Here is a 574-nt window from a genome sequence, read left to right as displayed (position 1 = left end):
CCACAGCACCCCGTTGATCACCTGCCGGTGATCCCGCCACGGCCGCCCACGACCATCCACACCAGGCAACAGCGGGGCTACCCGCTCCCACGCCGCATCCGTCAGCTCACCACGACCCACCACAAGATCAATTATCAGACAGGCCCTAGTACTGCAACGGTGCTTGTGGTGACTGGTGGCCAGGTTGGTCGTTGGCCTGTTCATGGGTGGGGATCTTGCTGATGTCAGGTTGTGGGCGGGTGAACTGGACGCTGTGCATGAGCGGTTCGTGCATCGTTTCAGCAGGTCGGAGCCGCGTGAGTCGGCACTGGCCTATATGCGGGGCCTRRKCSCTCCGCTGCAGCGGAAGAACGGCTGGACGCTGGCGGAGGAAGCGGGTCACGAAGGCCCGGACCGCATGCACCGGATGCTGAACCGGATCGAGCCCCCCCCCCCCCCCCCCCCCCCCCCCCCCCCCCCCCCCCCCCCCCCCCCCGCCGCCGGGCCGGCAKCGAGGACGGGGKCGCCTTCGAGACCAAGGTGGCCATGGCCAAGGCAATGGTCCGCCGCGCGGTCGGTGGCATAGGCGAGGAAG

General features: G+C 68.8%; 1 protein-coding gene and 1 pseudogene. One reads left to right on the top strand and one right to left on the bottom strand.

Annotation, left to right across the window (positions count from 1 at the left end):
- The coding region (locus AB8Z75_RS35290; RefSeq protein ID WP_369209245.1) for a transposase at window positions 1-120 on the bottom strand (120 nt) is incomplete at its 3' end.
- Between the two features lie 82 nt (window positions 121-202).
- Between AB8Z75_RS35290 and AB8Z75_RS35285 the strand changes: the two are divergent.
- Window positions 203-574: pseudogene (locus tag AB8Z75_RS35285) on the top strand (hypothetical protein); the annotation flags it as partial.

Origin of the sequence: Streptomyces sp. PU-14G (assembly GCF_041028275.1) — a bacterium.
GTDB lineage: Bacteria > Actinomycetota > Actinomycetes > Streptomycetales > Streptomycetaceae > Streptomyces.
This window is presented reverse-complemented; position numbering and strand designations above follow the sequence as displayed.